General features: G+C 64.3%; 12 protein-coding genes. 8 read left to right on the top strand and 4 right to left on the bottom strand.

The features are described 5' to 3' along the window. Positions 1-119 precede the first annotated feature (119 nt). The 4 genes from KI243_RS06580 to KI243_RS06565 all read right to left on the bottom strand — a co-directional run bounded on the left by KI243_RS06580 (position 120) and on the right by KI243_RS06565 (position 4,061). Positions 120-482 carry a hypothetical protein gene (locus KI243_RS06580; RefSeq protein WP_042935273.1) on the bottom strand — a complete coding sequence of 121 codons (363 nt, stop codon included), beginning with the start codon at positions 480-482 and terminating at the stop codon, positions 120-122. Positions 483-1,161: 679 nt separating this feature from the next. Beyond that, positions 1,162-2,001, bottom strand: a complete 840-nt coding sequence (locus KI243_RS06575; protein ID WP_017125969.1) for an ATPase — start codon at positions 1,999-2,001, stop codon at positions 1,162-1,164. A 115-nt stretch (positions 2,002-2,116) separates the two neighbouring features. Continuing rightward, positions 2,117-3,115 (bottom strand): NAD(P)-dependent oxidoreductase, encoded by a 999-nt coding sequence (locus KI243_RS06570; RefSeq protein ID WP_177085747.1) that lies wholly within the window; start codon positions 3,113-3,115, stop codon positions 2,117-2,119. A gap of 52 nt (positions 3,116-3,167) precedes the next feature. Further along, complete coding sequence (locus tag KI243_RS06565; protein ID WP_017125971.1) at positions 3,168-4,061, bottom strand: LysR family transcriptional regulator ArgP; 894 nt, start codon at positions 4,059-4,061, stop codon at positions 3,168-3,170. 96 nt (positions 4,062-4,157) lie between these two features. Here KI243_RS06565 and KI243_RS06560 point away from each other — a divergent pair, with 96 nt between their 5' ends. From KI243_RS06560 to KI243_RS06525, 8 genes are all read left to right on the top strand, one after another. Continuing rightward, positions 4,158-4,559: an ACT domain-containing protein gene (locus KI243_RS06560; protein ID WP_017125972.1), complete on the top strand. Its 402-nt coding sequence runs from the start codon at positions 4,158-4,160 to the stop codon at positions 4,557-4,559. Between the two features lie 5 nt (positions 4,560-4,564). Continuing rightward, positions 4,565-5,167 carry a LysE/ArgO family amino acid transporter gene (locus tag KI243_RS06555; protein ID WP_212810625.1) on the top strand — a complete coding sequence of 201 codons (603 nt, stop codon included), beginning with the start codon at positions 4,565-4,567 and terminating at the stop codon, positions 5,165-5,167. 191 nt (positions 5,168-5,358) lie between these two features. Next, positions 5,359-5,955, top strand: a complete 597-nt coding sequence (locus KI243_RS06550; RefSeq protein WP_017125974.1) for a Fe-Mn family superoxide dismutase — start codon at positions 5,359-5,361, stop codon at positions 5,953-5,955. A 333-nt stretch (positions 5,956-6,288) separates the two neighbouring features. Then, positions 6,289-8,340 carry a GGDEF domain-containing phosphodiesterase gene (locus tag KI243_RS06545; protein ID WP_017125975.1) on the top strand — a complete coding sequence of 684 codons (2,052 nt, stop codon included), beginning with the start codon at positions 6,289-6,291 and terminating at the stop codon, positions 8,338-8,340. Positions 8,341-8,579: 239 nt separating this feature from the next. Then, positions 8,580-9,926 carry an imelysin family protein gene (locus KI243_RS06540; protein WP_177085745.1) on the top strand — a complete coding sequence of 449 codons (1,347 nt, stop codon included), beginning with the start codon at positions 8,580-8,582 and terminating at the stop codon, positions 9,924-9,926. Between the two features lie 221 nt (positions 9,927-10,147). Continuing rightward, the gene (locus KI243_RS06535; protein ID WP_177085743.1) at positions 10,148-11,569 is read left to right on the top strand and encodes a di-heme oxidoredictase family protein; all 1,422 of its coding nucleotides are present in this window, start codon (positions 10,148-10,150) and stop codon (positions 11,567-11,569) included. Positions 11,570-11,596: 27 nt separating this feature from the next. Further along, positions 11,597-12,661, top strand: coding sequence for an imelysin family protein (locus KI243_RS06530; RefSeq protein ID WP_017125977.1), 1,065 nt, complete (start codon positions 11,597-11,599; stop codon positions 12,659-12,661). A gap of 2 nt (positions 12,662-12,663) precedes the next feature. Next, positions 12,664-13,761 (top strand): DUF1513 domain-containing protein, encoded by a 1,098-nt coding sequence (locus tag KI243_RS06525; RefSeq protein ID WP_042935350.1) that lies wholly within the window; start codon positions 12,664-12,666, stop codon positions 13,759-13,761. The last annotated feature ends 83 nt before the right edge of the window (positions 13,762-13,844 follow it).

Genomic DNA, 13,844 nt, shown 5'->3' with positions numbered 1-13,844 from the left:
GGCCTCTTCGTCGGCAAGCCGACTCCCACAAGGATTTGCGTCGGACACAGTGCTGCGCTACGGCACGAACCCTGTGGGAGCTGGCTTGCCAGCGAAGCTTCTGGGCGCCCTCTTCAACCCTAGTGCCCACGACCTCCACCGTGCCCGTGGCCACCGTTGTTGCCGTGACCGCCATTGCCGCCATGCTCGCCCCAGCCCTGCCGGTAAGGCTGGCCCCAGCCACGGTTCGGGTAGCCGTTCGAATAGCCCCGTGGCGCCGGGGCGTAGTAACGCGGCGCGGCATAGTAGCGGGGCTGTGGCGCGTAGTAGCGCGGTTGCGGTGCGTAGTAGTCTCGACGGTAGTACGAACCGCCGCCGTAATAGACCGGTGCGGGTGCCGTGTAGACCTCGGAACGGTAGTAGTCGGCACCACCGTCGTAGTAAGGCACACATGCAGAAAGCGTCAAAGCCAGGCTTGCCGTGAGAAGAAGTCGAGGGTACATGGCGGCCTCCTGGACCGCGAAGAAGCCACACCAGCGACGCTGGTCGGCATGCGTGGACAAACAGGTCCACGCACACTCTTTAAGACTGTAAAACCCTCATGAAGTGCCATTCGGCAATATTTGGAAACATGCTTTTCTACACCCTTCTGATCGTTCCCACGCTCCAGCGTGGGAATGCCTCACCGGACGCTCCGCGTCCGCTCTGCAGGTGACGCGGAGCGTCAGGGGCTGCATGCCCACGCAGAGCGTGGGAACGATCAAAACCTGCTTTTCCGTACCGCCCCCGATCCACTGTAGGAGCCGGCTTGCTGGCGATAGGGCCTTGAGCACACTGCAAGATGATCGCTCCCACGTTCCAGCGTGGGAAGGCCTCACTGGACGCTCCGCGTCCGCTCTGCAAGTGACGCGGAGCGTCAAGGGCTGCATTCCCACGCAGAGCGTGGGAACGATCAAAACCTGCTTTTCCGCACCGCCCCCGATCCACTGTAGGAGCCGGCTTGCTGGCGATAAGGCCTTGAGCACACTGCAAGATGATCGTTCCCACGCTCCAGCGTGGGAAGGCCTCACCGGACGCTCCGCGTCCGCTCTGCAGCTGACGCGGAGCGTCACGGGCTGCATGCCCACGCAGAGCGTGGGAACGATCAATCAAAGGGCCGAGCCAACCGTGAGGCGCTGGCCATCAGGGCCGCGCGTTGAGCTGCTGCTGCAGGTTCTGGATCTGGCTTTGCAGCGTGTTGATATTGCGCGTGACCTGACCACGGAAGGCGTCGAACTCCGCCGTGCTGGCGCCCTGTCCGGCGGCGGCCTGGCGATTGTCCTGCTCGCTCTTGAGCACGATCATGTCCTGCTCCAGGCGCTCCACGGCCGCGCTCGGATTGCCCTGCTTCTTCAGCGCGGCGATATCGGCGGCGTGGCTCTTGACCTCGGCATCGAGCTTGCCGGCATCCGCCTGGGCCGCCTTCAGCGTCGCCAGGTCCGCCACCAGGCTCTTGACCTGGGCCTGCAACTGGCCATTGGCACTCTGCAGGTCGCTGGTCTGCGCGGTCATCTGCTGCAGGCGCTGCTCCAGCCCGGTCTGCTGGCCGGCGACGCCCTGCTGTTGCTTGCCCTGCTCCAGCAACTTGCCTTCCAACTGCTTGACCTGCAACTTCAACGCCTCGCTGTCGCTGTTGACGTTGGATTCAGTCGCCACCACCTTGCCGGAAATCGCCTGCAGGCGCCCGGCCGCGTCCTCGCTGATGCGCGCAAAACTCTCCTGGGTGGCAACCAGTTGCTGCTCCATCAGCGAGATCTGCTGGAAGCTCCACCAGGCCAACCCGGCAAAGGCAAAGAACAACGCCCCCACCAGCGCCCACAACGGACCGGTACTCGGCCCCTTGACCTTGACCACCGGGGTGCTGCGCGACGCCACCTTGGTGCGCTCGCGGGCAGCCGGGGTCACCGGGAAGTCATCGTCATCGCCCACGTCGGCACGCAGGCTCGGTACATCATCGAAATCGTCGTTGGCATCGTTGCGCATGAAAGAACCTTTGCGGACCACATTGATGGCGAAATGCGCCGAGTATAAACCCGTTACCCGCCGCTCTGATCGACTCTGAACCCGGCACTCGGTTCAGTCCTGGTCACTGAATGTTTCACCGGGCAGCCGGTTCCTGGGCCTGCCACCAGTGGCAGAACTCATCCAGTGCCGCCCACAGGCTGACCTTGGGCTCGTACCCCAGATAATGCCGTGCCCGGCTGATGTCCAAGGTGAAATCTTTGTTCATCACCTGCATACCGAGTCGCGACAGGGTCGGCTCCGGACGTCCCGGCCACAGCGCACAGGCCGCTTCGTTCAGCGCCGCGACGCTGTAGGCCAGGCCATAGGAGCGATAGCGCGTGACCTGCGGCACCTGCATCCGGCGCATCACGTAGTTCACCACGTCCCACAGCGGCACCGGCGTACCGTTGCTGATGTTGTAGACCTTGCCCAGGGCCGAGCCACTGGCTTGCAGGCAGCTCAGCAGAGCATCGTTGAGGTTCTGCACACTGGTGAAGTCGACCTTGTTCAGGCCGTTGCCGACAATCGCCAGGCGGCCCTTGCGCTGCATCTTCAGCAGGCGCGGGAAGATGCTCATGTCGCCGGCCCCGGTGACAAAGCGCGGACGCAGGGCGAGGGTCTCCAGGCCGAACTCCTGGGCGCCGAAGACCTTCTGCTCGGCGAGGAACTTGGTCGCCGCATAGGGATGCCGGAAGCGCTTGGGCACCTGCTCCTCGGTCAGTTCCAGGTGCGAGCGGCCGTCGAAGTAGACCGAAGGCGAGGACAGGTGGACCAGGCGTCGCACCTGCTCCTTGAGGCAGGCCTCGACGACGTTTTCGGTGACCAGCACATTGCCCTGGTGAAAATCCTGGTAGCGCCCCCACAGGCCGACGGCACCGGCGCAATGCACCACGATCTCGACATCGCGGCACAGGTCGCGCACCAGTTGCGGGTCGCCGAGGTCGCCCTGGATAAACTCGGCGCCACGGCGTACCAGATGCTCGACGCTCTCGGCCCGGCGGCCATTGACCCGCACGTCATAGCCCTGCTCCAGGGCGCAACGCGCGAAGCGTCCGCCGATAAAGCCGCTTGCGCCGGTGACCAGAATTTTCATGTCGTGCTCCAAATGCCTTGATTCGTCTTGCCTGCTACTTAAACGCTGCCCGTCACGCCAGAGGCACCAGCCATTGCGCCGCCGAACGCGCCAGGTGCTCGGTCAAGCGCCCCAGCAACTGACCGCCATTGCGCCAATGATGCCAGTACAAGGGCACATCGACCGGTTTATCTGGAATCAACTCCACCAGCCGACCCCGCGCCAACTGTTCGCGCACCTGCAATTCGGGGACCAGGCCCCAACCCAGTCCCGCCTCGTTGAGACGCAGAAAACCTTCGGCGGACGGACACAGGTGGTGCTCGAAACCGCCCTCCACGCCCAACGCGGCGAGGTAGCGATGTTGCAGCAGGTCGTCCGGACCGAATACCAGCGCCGGCGACTGTGCCAGCGAGCGGGCGTCGACGCCGTCGGGGAAATGCCGGGCGACAAATGCCGGGGTCGCCAGTGCCCGGTAGCGCATGGCCCCGAGCAACAGGCTGCGGGCACCGGCGATCGGCCGCTCGCTGGCACAGACACAGGCCGCCACTTCACCGGCGCGCATGCGCTTGAGGCCGACGGTCTGGTCTTCCACCACCAGATCCAGCAACAGGTGGTGAGCGACACAGAAGTCACCCACCGCCTCGGCCCACCAGGTCGCCAGGCTGTCGGCGTTCAGGGCGATACGCAGGCGATCCGGCAGCCCTTCTTCGTCCAGTGCCGGCACCTGGCCCTGCAGGTCGCGTTCGAGCAGGCGCACTTGCTGCACATGATTGAGCAGACGCCGGCCGATCTCGGTCGGCGACGGCGGCGTCGCGCGCACCAGCACCGGCTGGCCCACCCGCGCCTCCAGCAACTTGATCCGCTGGGAGATCGCCGACTGGGACAAGCCCAGCACCTGTGCCGCCCGCTCGAACCCGGCCTGTTCGACCACGGCGGCCAGGGCGGAGAGCAATTTGTAGTCGAACATCAGTTTTCCTAATGAGCGATCATCAATATTGGTTTCTCTTATACAGGATCCCCCGGGAGAATGCCCGCCAGTACTCTTTGAATGAAGGACAGTGCAATGGCTGGCGAAACCTCCCTGGCAATCCTGCTGCGCAGCATGAGCCCCCACCTCAATGACGGCGACTATGTGTTCTGCTGCATCGCCGACGCCGCCGTGCTCCAGGGTCGCGAGCCCATCGGCAGCTTTCGCGAACGCGAGGGCCTGACGGTGATTCTCCGCCGTGAAGACGCCGAGGCGCTGGGCCTGCCCTTCGACTACCGCGCAGCCTGGATCACCCTGAACGTGCATTCGGCCCTGGAAGCCGTCGGCCTCACCGCCGCCTTCGCCGGCGCGCTGGGCAAGGCCGGTATCAGTTGCAACGTGATCGCCGGCTACTACCACGATCATCTGTTCGTCGGCCGCGACGACGCCGAACGCGCCATGTCCGTGTTGCAGGACCTGGCCCACCAGGGAGCATGACCCGCATGTGGCAGAGTTATGTGAACGGCCTGCTGGTCGCGGCCGGACTGATCATGGCCATCGGTACGCAGAATGCCTTTGTCCTGGCCCAGAGCCTGCGCCGTGAACACCACGTGCCGGTCGCGGCCCTGTGTGTGGCCTGCGATGCGCTGCTGGTGGCAGCGGGTGTGTTCGGCCTCGCCACGGTACTGGCCCACAACCCGACGCTGCTGGCGATCGCCCGCTGGGGCGGCGCCGCCTTCCTGCTCTGGTACGGCAGCCTGGCCCTGCGCCGCGCCTGCTCGCGGCAAAGCCTGCACCAGGGCCAGGGCCAGACCGCGCGCTCGTTGCGTGCCGTGCTGCTCAGCGCCCTGGCGGTGACCTTGCTCAATCCCCACGTGTACCTCGACACCGTGCTGCTGATCGGCTCCCTCGGCGCCCAGCAGACCGAACCCGGGGCCTATGTGGTCGGTGCCGCCAGTGCGTCGCTGCTGTGGTTTTTCACCCTGGCCCTGGGCGCGGCCTGGCTGGCTCCATGGCTGGCGCGCCCGGCGACCTGGCGCATCCTCGACCTGCTGGTGGCGGTGATGATGTTCAGCGTGGCGAGCCAACTGATCGGCAGCGCCTGATATCGCCAGGGGCTTTTATTCCAAAAGGCTCTGGAACCTCTATCCCACACAGTTGTTGCGTGGTTAAGCCGCAACCCCGGTGCTATGATCGGAAACCTGCGCCGCAAGGGGTACAAACTCCACGGCGCATAGTTTGGCCGCCCGTGATCGGCCTTGCGCTCACCGCAACTGACCTGATTAGGAGAATAACCATGGCTTTCGAATTGCCACCGCTGCCCTACGCACACGATGCCCTGCAGCCGCACATCTCCAAGGAAACCCTGGAGTTCCACCACGACAAGCACCACAACACCTATGTCGTGAACCTGAACAACCTGGTGCCAGGCACTGAGTTCGAAGGCAAGACCCTGGAAGAAATCGTCAAGTCTTCCTCGGGTGGCATCTTCAACAACGCCGCTCAAGTCTGGAACCACACTTTCTACTGGAACTGCCTGGCGCCAAACGCCGGCGGCCAACCTACCGGCGCACTGGCCGAAGCGATCAACGCTGCGTTCGGTTCGTTCGACAAGTTCAAGGAAGAATTCACCAAGACTTCCGTCGGCACCTTCGGTTCCGGCTGGGGCTGGCTGGTGAAGAAGGCCGACGGTTCCCTGGCCCTGGCCAGCACCATCGGCGCCGGCAACCCGCTGACCAGCGGCGACACCCCGCTGCTGACCTGCGACGTCTGGGAACACGCCTACTACATCGACTACCGCAACGTGCGTCCGAAGTATGTCGAAGCGTTCTGGAATCTGGTGAACTGGAAATTCGTCGCCGAGCAGTTCGAAGGCAAGACCTTCACCGCTTGAGACTGAATCACGCTTGAGAAAGAACCCGGCCTGGCCGGGTTTTTTTATGCCCCGCGGACGCCCCCGTGACCACGGGCGCCCACGACCGATTGTCCCTTGCCCCAACGCCACCAGGGACTACGCTGAATAATCCGCTAAATTGAATGACACCGCCTCAAGTTACGCGGCGCTGCTACGACACAGTACCTATGGCCTGAAAAGGTTCGAGAAGCACATTTCGGCCAAGCCCTAGCATGGATCATCCCCGGTCGCATTGTCCCTTTGACTGCCGGGGCCGGATTGCCAATACTCATGGCAACTTGATGCTACCCGCACGGAACAAGGAATAGCCCTTTGAAGCTGGAACTCAAGAACAGCTTGTCGGTGAAGTTGCTCCGGGTCGTGCTGCTGTCGGCACTGATTGTCGGCGTGGTACTGAGCTGTGCGCAGATCGTCTTCGACGCCTACAAGACCCGCCAGGCGGTCGCCGGTGACGCCCAGCGAATTCTCGACATGTTCCGCGACCCCTCGACCCAGGCCGTCTACAGCCTCGACCGGGAGATGGGCATGCAGGTGATCGAAGGCCTGTTCCAGGACCGCTCCGTGCGCATGGCCTCCATCGGCCACCCCAACGAAGCCATGCTCGCGGAAAAATCCCGCGACCTGCAGACCTCTTCCAGCCGCTGGCTCACCGACCTGATCCTCGGCCAGGAACGCACCTTTACCACGCAACTGGTCGGTCGCGGCCCCTACAGCGAGTATTACGGCGACCTGAGCATCACCCTCGACACCGCCACCTACGGCCAGGGCTTTATCATCAGTTCGGTGATCATCTTCATCTCCGGCGTGCTCCGGGCCCTGCTCATGGGCCTGGTGCTGTACCTGGTCTATCACTGGTTGCTGACCAAGCCGCTGTCGCGAATCATCGAGCACCTGACCAATATCAACCCGGATCGCCCGGCCGCGCACCAGTTGCCCTTGCTCAAGGGCCACGAAAAGAACGAACTGGGCATCTGGATCAACACCGCCAACCAGCTGCTGGCCTCGATCGAGCGCAATACCCATTTGCGCCATGAAGCGGAAAACAGCCTGCTGCGCATGGCCCAGTACGACTTTCTCACCGGCCTGCCCAACCGCCAGCAGTTGCAGCAGCAACTGGACAAGATCCTCACCGATGGCGGGCGCCTGCAACGCCGGGTCGCGGTGCTGGTGGTCGGCCTCGATGACTTCAAGGGCATCAACGAACAATTCAGCTACCAGGCCGGCGATCAACTGCTGCTGGCCCTGGCCGATCGCCTGCGCGCCCACAGCGGTCGCCTCGGCGCCCTGGCGCGCCTGGGTGGCGATCAGTTCGCCCTGGTCCAGGCGGATATCGAACAGCCCTACGAGGCCGCCGAACTGGCGCAAAGCATCCTCGATGACCTGGAGGCGCCGTTCGCCCTCGACCACCAGGAAATCCGCCTGCGCGCCACCATCGGCATCACCCTGTTCCCGGAAGATGGCGACAGCACCGAAAAGCTGCTGCAGAAAGCCGAACAGACCATGACCCTGGCCAAGACCCGCTCGCGCAACCGCTACCAGTTCTATATCGCCAGCGTCGACAGCGAAATGCGCCGCCGCCGGGAACTGGAAAAGGACCTGCGCGACGCCCTCAACCGCAACCAGTTCTACCTGGTCTACCAGCCGCAGATCAGCTACCGCGACCACCGCGTGGTCGGCGTCGAGGCATTGATCCGCTGGCAGCACCCGGAACACGGCCTGGTGCCGCCGGATCTGTTCATCCCACTGGCCGAGCAGAACGGCACCATCATCGCCATCGGCGAGTGGGTGCTGGACCAGGCCTGCCGGCAATTGCGCGAATGGCACGACCAGGGCTTCAGCGACCTGCGCATGGCAGTCAACCTGTCCACCGTGCAGTTGCACCACGCCGAGCTGCCGCGGGTGGTCAACAACCTGCTGCAGATGTACCGCCTGCCGCCGCGCAGCCTGGAACTGGAGGTCACCGAGACCGGCCTGATGGAAGACATCAGCACCGCCGCCCAGCACCTGCTGAGCCTGCGTCGTTCCGGCGCGCTGATCGCCATCGATGACTTCGGCACCGGTTATTCGTCGCTGAGCTATCTCAAGAGCCTGCCGCTGGACAAGATCAAGATCGACAAGAGCTTCGTCCAGGACCTGCTGGACGACGATGACGACGCGACCATCGTGCGGGCGATCATCCAGCTGGGCAAAAGCCTGGGCATGCAGGTCATCGCCGAAGGGGTGGAAACCGTCGAGCAGGAGGCCTACATCATTTCCGAGGGTTGCCATGAAGGCCAGGGCTATCACTACAGCAAGCCGCTGCCGGCGCGCGAGCTGAGCGCCTATCTCAAGCAGGCACAACGCAGCAACGCGGCGATCCTGTGATCCGGATCGTTCCCACGTTCTGCGTGGGAATACCTGACTGGACGCTCTGCGTCCGCTTCAGATCTGTGACGCAGAGCGTCACGGGCTGCATTCCCACACAGGGCGTGGGAACGATCAGTAAATATTACTAAATATTTCAATAACTAAATCTTTACTCAAATGCAACTCTTTCGCATCATGTGCCGGTTTTGCGTGTCCCCGCGCGCGCCCGTCCAACCTCTCGAAGCAGGATATTCGCCATGATTCGTATGCCTCTGGCCACCGCCAGTCTGTTGGCCATTGCCATTGCCCTCGCCGGCTGCGGCGACAAGGACAAGGAAAAAACCGCCGCCGCCACGCCGACACCCGCCACCACCACCGCCGCGGCCACACCGGCCAGCGACGCCGCCGGCAAGGTTGACGAAGCCGCCGGCAAGGCCGTGGTCGCGCATTACGCCGACATGGTCTTCGCCGTCTACAGCGATGCCGAATCCACCGCGAAAACCCTGCAGAGCGCTGTCGACGCGTTCCTCGCCAAGCCGGACGCCGACACCTTGAAGGCCGCCAAGGCCGCCTGGGTCGCCGCTCGCGTGCCGTACCTGCAGAGCGAAGTGTTCCGCTTCGGCAACACCATCATCGACGACTGGGAAGGCCAGGTGAACGCCTGGCCACTGGACGAAGGCCTGATCGACTACGTCGACGCCTCGTACGAGCACGCGCTGGGCAATCCGGGGGCCACCGCCAATATCATCGCCAACAAGCAGATCCAGATCGGCGAAGACAAGGTCGATGTGAGCGAGATCACCCCGGAAAAACTCGCCGGCCTGAACGAACTGGGCGGTTCCGAAGCCAACGTCGCCACCGGCTACCACGCCATCGAATTCCTGCTCTGGGGCCAGGACCTGAACGGCACCGGCCCGGGCGCCGGCAACCGTCCGGCGTCGGACTACCTGGAAGGCGCCGGTGCCACCGGTGGCCATAACGATCGCCGTCGGGCCTACCTCAAGGCCGTGACCCAGCTGCTGGTCAACGACCTGGAAGAAATGGTCGGCAACTGGAAGCCGAACGTGGCCGACAACTACCGCGCCAGCCTGGAAGCCGAGCCGGCGGAAAGTGGCCTGCGCAAGATGCTGTTCGGCATGGGCAGCCTGTCCCTCGGCGAACTGGCGGGCGAGCGCATGAAGGTATCCCTGGAAGCCAACTCGCCGGAAGACGAGCAGGACTGCTTCAGCGACAACACCCATAACTCGCACTTCTACGACGCCAAGGGCATCCGCAACGTCTACCTGGGCGAATACACCCGCACCGACGGCACCAAGCTGACCGGCCCGAGCCTGTCGTCGCTGGTGGCAAAAGCCGATCCGGCCGCCGATACAGCGCTCAAGGGCGACCTGGAAGCGACCGAAGCGAAGATCCAGATCATGGTCGACCACGCCAACAAGGGTGAGCATTACGACCAGTTGATCGCCGCCGGCAACGACGCGGGCAACAAGATCGTCCGCGACGCCATCGCCGCGCTGGTCAAGCAGACCGGTTCGATCGAACAGGCCGCCGCCAAGCTGGGCATCAGCGACCTGAACCCGGACAACGCCGATCACGAGTTCTGATCTGCACTCGGCGCAAGACTTGTGGGAGCCGGCTTGCCGGCGATGAGGCCGGCAAGTCTTGCATAGATCTTGCGGACGCCATCGCCGGCAAGCCGGCTCCCACAGGGGTCGGTTTGCAACGAAGAACCTGCTGCAGATCAGGCAAATGCCGATTGCGCTGATTCCATACACCCTGGCCTGATAAACTTCGCGCCCTGTCTTGAAGCCTGCTCCGGATGCCGATGCCCTCGCTGCCCCTCCGCCTGTCGTCGTTGCTCCTGGTCCTGGGCCTGAGCGCCTGCGATGACGCGCCGCGCTTTACCAAGCCCGAGCCCGGCGAGGCACGTTCAGGTGGCAGCACCACCGTGCGCAAGACCGATCGCAATGCCTTTTCCCTGCCGGCGGCCAACCTGTCGCCAACCCGCCGCCTGGAATTCAGTGTCGGCAACAGTTTCTTCCGCAGCCCCTGGGTGATCGCCCCTTCGACCACCACCGCACGCGACGGCCTGGGCCCGCTGTTCAACACCAACGCTTGCCAGAACTGCCATATCAAGGACGGCCGCGGCCACCCGCCGGAACCCGGCTCGGACAATGCCGTGTCGATGCTGGTACGCCTGTCGATCCCCGATACACCGGCCTATGCGCGCCTGATCGAGCAACAGGGCGTGGTCCCCGAACCGGTCTATGGAGGCCAGTTGCAGGACATGGCGATTCCCGGCGTCACCCCGGAAGGCAAGGTGCGGGTCGAATACGATCCCGTGCCGGTACGGTTCAAGGACGGCAGCGAAGTCGAACTGCGCAAGCCGCGCCTGCTGATCACCCAGCTGGGCTACGGCCCGATGCATCCGGACACGCGTTTTTCCGCCCGTGTCGCCCCGCCGATGATCGGCCTGGGCTTGCTGGAAGCCATTCCCGAGGAAGCCATCCTCGCCAATGCCAGGGAGCAGCAAGGCTACGGCGTCGCCGGGCGGCCGAACCGGGTCTGGGACGATGCCCTGCAAAAGACCGTGCTGGGACGTTTTGGCTGGAAAGCCGGGCAACCGAACCTCAATCAACAGAATGTTCACGCGTTTTCTGGTGATATGGGCCTGACCACGACCCTGAGACCCTTCGATGACTGTACTGCGAGCCAGACCGCCTGCCGCACAGCTCCTAATGGCAACGGCGCGGACGGCGAACAGGAAGTCAGCGACAATATCCTGCGCCTGGTGCTGTTCTACACCCGCAACCTGGCGGTGCCGGCCCGACGGGACGTCGGTGCGCCGCAAGTGCTGGCCGGCAAGAACCTGTTCTACCAGGCCGGCTGCCAGGCCTGTCATACGCCCCAGTTCACCACGGCGACCACGGCGGTCGAGCCCGAGCTGGCCGGCCAGGTGATCCGCCCCTACAGCGATCTGCTGCTGCATGACATGGGCCCTGGGTTGGCGGACAACCGCAGCGAGTTCCAGGCCGGTGGCCGCGACTGGCGCACCCCGCCGTTGTGGGGGATCGGCCTGACCGCCACCGTCAGCGGCCATACCCAGTTCCTGCATGACGGCCGCGCCCGCAACCTCATGGAAGCGGTGCTCTGGCATGGCGGCGAAGCCTTGCCGGCCCAGCAACGCGTGTTGTCGTTCAATGCCGAGCAGCGTGCCGCGCTGCTGGCTTTCCTGAATTCCTTATAAGATTTCTCTAAAAGAGAGGACACGGACATGTTCCGCCCCAAACTGTTGTTCACCAGCCTCGCCGCCCTCGCCCTCGGTGCCTGTTCGCCGCAGGACCCACAGGCCGTGACCTCGGCCGCCATCGCCAAGCAGGTGATCCTGCCGACCTACAGCCGCTGGGTCGAGGCCGACCGCCAACTGGCGATCAGCGCCCTGGCCTTCTGCCAGGGCAAGGAGAGCCTGGACACCGCCCGCGCCGATTTCCTCCATGCGCAGAAAGCCTGGGCCGAGTTGCAGCCCCTGCTGATCGGCCCGCTGGCCGAAGGCAATCGTTCCTGGCAGGTGCAGTTCTGGCCGGACAAGAAAAACCTCGTGGGACGCCAGGTCGAGCAACTGGTCACCGCCCAGCCGCAGGTCGATGCCGCCGCCCTGGCCAAATCCAGCGTGGTGGTCCAGGGCCTGTCGGCCTATGAATACATCCTGTTCGACAGCAAGATCGACATGGCCGACAGCGCCCAGAAAGCCCGTTACTGCCCATTGCTGACAGCCATCGGCGAGCGCCAGAAAACCCTCGCCGAAGAGATCCTGTCGAGCTGGAACAGCAACGACGGCATGCTCGCGCAGATGAGCAAGTTCCCGAACCAGCGCTATGCCGATTCCCACGAAGCCATCGCCGATCTGCTGCGGGTCCAGGTGACCGCGCTGGATACCCTGAAGAAGAAGCTCGGCACACCGATGGGCCGCCAGACCAAGGGCATTCCGCAGCCGTTCCAGGCCGACGCCTGGCGCAGCCAGTCGTCGCTGCAAGGCCTGGAGGCCAGCCTGGCCGCTGCCCGCACCGTCTGGGTCGGGGTCGACAACAAGGGCCTGCGCGGCCTGCTGCCGGCCGAGCAGAAGCCGCTGGCCGACAAGATCGACGCCGCCTATGCCGCGTCCCTGAAGCTGTTCGCCAGCAACCAGCGCTCGCTGACCGACATGCTCGGCGACGACGCCGGGCGCCAGCAGCTCAACGACCTCTATGACAGCCTCAACGTCGTCCACCGCCTGCACGAAGGCGAACTGGCCAAGGCGCTGGGCATCCAACTGGGCTTCAATGCCAACGACGGTGACTGATGATGTTGCGACGCCAGGCCCTGACCCTCGGTAGCCTCCTGCTCAGCGCGATCACCCTGGGTGGCTGGACGCTGTTCCGACAAAAAGGCAAAAGCCCGCTGCTGCTTTCCGCCCGCGATGACAGCGAGGGCGGGCACTACGCCGTGGGCTATCGACTGGATGGCAAGCAGGTCTTCGCGACCCGGGTCGGCCAGCGTTGCCACGACATCATCAATCATCCGACCCTGCCCCTGGCGCTGTTCGTCGCGCGTCGCCCCGGTACCGAGAGCTACCTGGTCGACCTGCGCGACGGGCGCCTGCTGCAGACGATCGTCTCGCAGCCGAACCGGCATTTCTACGGCCATGCGGTGATCCACAAGAGTGGCGACTGGCTGTATGCGACCGAGAACGACACCCGCGATCCGGGCCGTGGCCTGCTCGGCGTGTACAGGTTCGAAGGAGAGCGGCTGGTGCACAGCGGGGAAATCTCCACCCATGGCATCGGTCCGCACCAGGTATCGTGGATGCCCGACGGCGAGACCCTGATCGTCGCCAACGGCGGCATCCGCACCGAGGCCGAAAGCCGGGTCGAGATGAACCTCGACGCCATGGAGCCGAGTCTGGTGCTGATGCAGCGCGACGGCACCCTGCTGAGCAAGGAAACCCTGGCCCAGCAGATGAACAGCGTGCGCCATCTCGGCGTGGCCAGCGACGGCACCATCGTCGCCGGCCAGCAATTCATGGGACCGTCCCACGAATCGTCGGAACTGCTGGCGATCAAGCGCCCCGGCCAGCCCTTTGTCGCTTTTCCGGTGGCCGAGCAGCAGTTGCAGGCCATGGGGCACTACACCGCCAGCGTCGCCGTGCACAGCGAGCTGCGCCTGGTGGCGCTGACCGCGCCGCGGGGCAACCGGTTCTTTATCTGGGACCTGGACAGCGCCGCGCTGCGCCTGGATGCGCCGCTGCCGGATTGTGCCGGGGTCGGCGCGGTCGCCGATGGTTTTGTCGTCACGTCAGGACAGGGTCGCTGCCGTTTCTACGATTGCCGCCGGCAAGAACTGAGTGCGCAACCGCTGGATCTGCCCGCGGGGCTCTGGGACAACCATCTGCACCTGGCGTAGACCTCGCGGGCCTCTTCGTCGCAACGCCGCCCAGGCCAAACCCACTCCCACAAGTGTCATGTCGTACGCAAAGTGTGCATACG

The organism is Pseudomonas sp. Ost2, from assembly GCF_018326065.1.
Taxonomy (GTDB): domain Bacteria; phylum Pseudomonadota; class Gammaproteobacteria; order Pseudomonadales; family Pseudomonadaceae; genus Aquipseudomonas; species Aquipseudomonas gingeri.
The sequence above is the reverse complement of the archived record's forward strand: the minus strand, read 5'-3'. Positions and strand labels throughout refer to the sequence as shown.

Bases quoted from the DNA above. Each gene is read 5' to 3' on its own strand.
- KI243_RS06565 (WP_017125971.1), bottom strand. From the start codon at position 4,061: ATGTTCGACTACAAATTGCTCTCCGCCCTGGCCGCCGTGGTCGAACAG.
- KI243_RS06530 (WP_017125977.1), top strand. From the start codon at position 11,597: ATGTTCCGCCCCAAACTGTTGTTCACCAGCCTCGCCGCCCTCGCCCTC.
- KI243_RS06535 (WP_177085743.1), top strand. From the start codon at position 10,148: ATGCCCTCGCTGCCCCTCCGCCTGTCGTCGTTGCTCCTGGTCCTGGGC.
- KI243_RS06580 (WP_042935273.1), bottom strand. From the start codon at position 482: ATGTACCCTCGACTTCTTCTCACGGCAAGCCTGGCTTTGACGCTTTCT.
- KI243_RS06525 (WP_042935350.1), top strand. From the start codon at position 12,664: ATGTTGCGACGCCAGGCCCTGACCCTCGGTAGCCTCCTGCTCAGCGCG.
- KI243_RS06550 (WP_017125974.1), top strand. From the start codon at position 5,359: ATGGCTTTCGAATTGCCACCGCTGCCCTACGCACACGATGCCCTGCAG.
- KI243_RS06575 (WP_017125969.1), bottom strand. From the start codon at position 2,001: ATGCGCAACGATGCCAACGACGATTTCGATGATGTACCGAGCCTGCGT.
- KI243_RS06560 (WP_017125972.1), top strand. From the start codon at position 4,158: ATGGCTGGCGAAACCTCCCTGGCAATCCTGCTGCGCAGCATGAGCCCC.
- KI243_RS06555 (WP_212810625.1), top strand. From the start codon at position 4,565: ATGTGGCAGAGTTATGTGAACGGCCTGCTGGTCGCGGCCGGACTGATC.
- KI243_RS06570 (WP_177085747.1), bottom strand. From the start codon at position 3,115: ATGAAAATTCTGGTCACCGGCGCAAGCGGCTTTATCGGCGGACGCTTC.
- KI243_RS06540 (WP_177085745.1), top strand. From the start codon at position 8,580: ATGATTCGTATGCCTCTGGCCACCGCCAGTCTGTTGGCCATTGCCATT.